3 protein-coding genes and 1 pseudogene are annotated in these 4,545 nt (G+C 45.2%); 1 reads left to right on the forward strand and 3 read right to left on the reverse strand.

Features of this window, described 5'->3' with window-relative positions; translation table 11 throughout:
* Positions 1-221: 221 nt before the first annotated feature.
* On the reverse strand, positions 222-1,814 hold the full coding sequence (locus ACTIE0_RS22880) for a hypothetical protein (RefSeq protein ID WP_006624822.1): 1,593 nt from the start codon (positions 1,812-1,814) through the stop codon (positions 222-224).
* A 355-nt stretch (positions 1,815-2,169) separates the two neighbouring features.
* Positions 2,170-2,655: a hypothetical protein gene (locus tag ACTIE0_RS22885; RefSeq protein WP_006624821.1), complete on the reverse strand. Its 486-nt coding sequence runs from the start codon at positions 2,653-2,655 to the stop codon at positions 2,170-2,172.
* Between the two features lie 149 nt (positions 2,656-2,804).
* On the opposite strand from ACTIE0_RS22885, the gene ACTIE0_RS22890 reads away from it, so the two are divergent.
* Entirely contained in the window at positions 2,805-3,659 is an 855-nt protein-coding gene (locus tag ACTIE0_RS22890; protein ID WP_006624820.1) for a LysR family transcriptional regulator, read from the forward strand.
* Between the two features lie 282 nt (positions 3,660-3,941).
* On the opposite strand, the pseudogene ACTIE0_RS22895 reads toward ACTIE0_RS22890, so the two are convergent.
* A pseudogene (locus ACTIE0_RS22895) lies at positions 3,942-4,472 on the reverse strand (IS630-like element ISAtsp7 family transposase); the annotation flags it as partial.
* Positions 4,473-4,545 lie beyond the last annotated feature (73 nt).

The following is a 4,545-nucleotide window of genomic DNA, read 5'->3' on the forward strand; positions in this document are numbered from 1 at the left end:
GGGCTGGCATTTTTGGTCTTCTTAGTCATCTCGTCCTCTCCATTATACGTCCTAAGTGTTCTGTCTTGTGCTATATAAACAGTTATGGGGTGGTCAGAAGCGAGCTTCTTGTATTCACCCCAGGGGCTGAAACCCCCACCAGGCGGTTATTTAGGGTATCACAATCCTATTTTATGCCTGAACGTTTCGCACCCGATAATTAATTGATAACAGAAAGCCCCCTAAAAAGTGCGTTCTACCCTCAGTGTTTGACCCGGTGTAAGTTTCTTAATTTCCTCAGTTAAATCTAACCAGGGTTGTAGTTGTCCCGGTTGAAATGTGCGACTCATGACCACATAAATAGAGGTTTGGGAAGCCCCAATTCCTGCACTAATTACACCCTGCCAAGAAGAGGCGGTAATTTCATCTGTCACCAGCCATTGATTATCTTGCCAGAGTAATTTTCGCCGAAAGTGAAACGGTGCATCCTGCTTGCCTGTTATTAACATTTTTTGCAGCATTTTCCGAATTAAGTTGGGAAAAAACCGCCCAAAAGTTAACATGACTACCCGTAACAGGATTAATTTTAAGGGTGACATTTGGGTTTGTTTCGCCCATCCTAACTGCCCTTCGATAGTGATTTCGTCCTGTTCTACTTTGACCTGGTAAGGTTCGATTAGGTGACTGACGGCATTTTTTAAATTTTTCCCCTTGCTAATTTGCAGGGATATTTGAGTGTCAGAAATTACTAATTTATTGTTCCTAAATATCTTGAAAACTCCGCCTTTATTTAAGCCCATATATAACTCAACCCCGGGACGACGTTTGATTAAAATTTGGGCGTCTTTTAACCAAAGACTAGCCACGTCCCGGGGCAGAGGCTGAGGTCGATCGCTCACGAAATCTTGCCAAGCCAGCAGATAATTCCAGGCATGATGCCCAATAATATGATCATCAGCATAGCAAGGACCCAAGCCATTTTTTATACCCTGTAAAAACTGGTCATTAATCCGCAGGGCTTCTGGTAGCCACTTCCCCGCTAACTCAAAACCATGGGGAAAGAAATTATAAGTGTTGCGGCAGCCATATTCCCCGCCATAAGTGCCATCAGGGTGGATGAAATGGGACGCTAATTCTACACCTTTGGCGATCGCATTTTTCACCCGGTCATCAGGTTTAAGGCAGTCCAATTCTGCCAAACAGGAAAGGGTGAGAGTATGATATCCGGGGTCGCAACCCTCATACTCCCGAAACCATCCCTCTTCAGTTTGCCAACTTAAAAGGCGATCGAGTCTCGTCCCTTGTATCCGCCGCCATTTAGAAGTTTGCAGCAGGTTTCCCAACCTTTCCAAAGCTAGAATAATTAACGCCTCATGGTTCGCCAGTTGACCACTTTCGTAGTGGTTAGCCAACCAGTTCGCCCGTCGTTCAAAAAACCTCAGCGCCTCATAATCAACTAACCCCAATAGTCGATAACTTTCCACACAAGCCAGCAAAGAAAACGCCGAAGCCCCCGCCGCCCTTTCATAGGGGAAATAGTCATCACTAGAACCGTCTGCATGGGCGCTGCGGGCTGCAAAAGCTATCCCCGCTTGTACCCATTCCTTGATAGCGGGGTGTTGGTAATAGGAATTATCGGGAACATTGACTTCGTGGGCTAAAGCCAGGGGCCAGACAAACTCCTGGGCCATGCCACTGGGGAAGTCGATAATTTTATAATGCCAGAAGTTTCGGTCAAAACACCCATAGGTCGGACTGTGGGGGTTCCGATCTAGCAAGGTGAGAATTTTAGGAATTTGCCCTAGGGCTTCGATCGCAAATATATCTCTACTCACTTTGGGGTGGCTGAATTAATATGAAACCACATTCTAACTCGAAGTAATCCATCATCAATAATCAATAACTAATTCTATCACGCCTCCCTCTCCCCGGATATTTTGGGGGGTTGACAAACACTGCTCAATTGTGATATTCTGTCAGGAAAATATATAATTTTTTCATAGCTACTTTTTTTTAAATTGTCACTATTCCAATTATCTAAAATTATAGCAGAAACTTACCCAAAAATCAACCTACCCGCCCACAAAAAAAATTTTTTGTAACATTTTTTAACTTTTTGTTACAAAAGTTAACATAATCTGGGAGAGTCCCGGATGGTTGGGAACTCTCCCCCAGATGATGGATAATCCATCAAGCGACGCGCAGGCGTTCAAAGCCGTGTAAGATAGGGGGGCGAGCCTTATCAGAAGTCACTCTATACAGGCGGGAAATTTCGGCGCTATTATATACTCGGAACTCGCTTTCTACAGTAGCCCTGTGGGTACGGATAGCTTGATTCAAGACTAGGGAACCTTCGGGGTCGGATACTGACCGATGGAAGGTTCCTGGGGGAATCCGCAAAATGTGTCGATTAGCGTCTAGTCGGACAATATGATAGGGACATTCCCAAGCGAAATTAACTAGATAGAAAGTACGACCCCCGGAAACAGCCAGTAGGTTATCTTCTTGGTTGGGGTGTAGATAGAACTGCCAGTGGCCATCCTCCGTGTTGTTGGGACTGGTAGCTGGTCCTTCGTGAAAAACCAGATCCCTAGCATTAGAGTTGGGGATGGTGATATCGAAAAAACGCACGCTAGGGGTATCACGGAACTTATGGAAGGGCAGTAACTCGAACATAAATGATTAGAGTAGCGATTAAATTTTTCAGTTCTCCCATAGCTTAATGATCTGATTCGGTATCATGCAAAACTCATTAAGCATAATTTCCATGCGTAAACTGGATGGATGATTGTTAATGACGATGGTCTCCGGTTCGGTCAATTGTTATGAATTTGTTTCATGTGCGGGTGTTAATGGCTGTGGTCGCCAAGGGTAGCTTTTCTGAGGCTGCGCTGGATTTGAATATTTCCCAATCCTCGGTGAGTAGGGCGATCGCATCTTTAGAAAATGAGTTAGGGATTCCCCTATTGTGTAGGGGGCGCTTTGGAGCGCATTTAACCCCCATTGGTGAAAAAGTCCTAGGTCACGCCCAGAAAATCCTGGAACTGCGGGAGACTATCGACCACGAGGTGAATTTGGAAAAGGGGTTACAGGGGTCTAAGGTGCGGGTGGCTTCTTTTCGCAGTGCGGCTACCCATATTTTGCCGCCGAAAGTGGCTGAGTTTCGCAGTCGTTTTCCTAATGTAGAGGTGAAAATTACCGAGACTGATCCTGTGGGGGTGGAACAGGCTTTGCGGACGGGTCAGGTGGATATTGGTTTAGTTCCTTTACCGCGATCTGAAGAGTTTGATACTTGGGAAATTGCCCGGGATGAGTATGTAGTATTATTGCCCAATTCTAAGCAACCAATTCCCCAAAATTTAACCTGGGAAGAGTTGTCAGCTCATGCTTTTATATTGTACAATTATGCTGAGTGTACTTCGGCGGTGCGAGAACATTGGGCTAGGTGGGGACAGACCCTAAAAATTGCCTATGAGATTAAGGAAGATTCTACTATTGTTAGTATGGTGGCTCAAGGTTTAGGGGCCGCAATTCTGCCCCGGTTGGCGGCGCTACCTATTCCTAAGTCGGTGAAAGTGCGATCGCTTCCAGTACCCTTAGAAAGGGCGATCGGCGCGGCTATTCTTAGTAATGGTCTGCATCCTCCGGCGGTTTTCGCCTTCCTCGATGTATTACGTTAGAGACCTGCTCAATTGGTCGGTGGTCTGTATCCCCCCCAATGATTGACAACTCCCTGAGTTATGGTCGAACAGGAAGTCACCTTCCCGAACTCCACTTCAAAACCGTGCTTGCGAGTTTCCCAGCACACGGCTTCTGATATGGACACCCTTTTTCGTAGGAACAGAGTTACTACCCCCTGCTTTCGTACTTCGACTTTTGGAGCTGTATACAACCACGTAGTCTTTAAACTCGCTCTCGTCATAATACTCTTAATCGTCGCAGTACAGCCTTTATCTCAATCATTAAGCACAGTAACAACACTTGGTAAACCAGTTATTCAAACACTGTAAATCCACAAGGCTTACCGCCACTTCTACCAATCTCACTAATAATTCCATGGTCTCCGTCCTGAACTTGCACACTAAACTTTTGAGCTGTGACCACATCATCTCTATCGGGTTAAACTCAGGGGAATACACCGGCAGATATTCTACCCTGGCTCCTACTGACTCTATCATTTCTTTGACTTCTTCTCGATGATGAGAATTTCAGTTATCCATTACCACTACATCTCCTTTTTTTAATTTTGGCAATAAATCTAACTTGATGAATTGGAGAAAATCCTCTTTTTTCATGGACCCTTCTAATGTTTGAGTCGCTACCACTCCGGAGAGCTTAATTGCACCAATTATTGTCATTTTTTGACCTCGATAGGATTTCCGCAGTTCATAGACTTTTTTCCCTTTCGTCGCTCTGGCTAACGGTCTGCTCATCCCTACCCATAACCCACTTTCATCAATAAACACAAGCTTTTCAGGAGCCACATCTCTAACCTACATTCCGCAGGTTGACAGGGAATAAAAGATATGGTGCTAGTCTAGGCTAGAAAGGGTTCCTTCGAGCGGT

The sequence above is a fragment of the Limnospira sp. genome (genome assembly GCF_051859755.1).
Classification (GTDB): domain Bacteria; phylum Cyanobacteriota; class Cyanobacteriia; order Cyanobacteriales; family Microcoleaceae; genus Limnospira; species Limnospira fusiformis.

Coding starts and splice junctions, on each gene's coding strand:
- ACTIE0_RS22885 (WP_006624821.1), bottom strand. CDS start 2,655: ATGTTCGAGTTACTGCCCTTCCATAAGTTCCGTGATACCCCTAGCGTG.
- ACTIE0_RS22890 (WP_006624820.1), top strand. CDS start 2,805: ATGAATTTGTTTCATGTGCGGGTGTTAATGGCTGTGGTCGCCAAGGGT.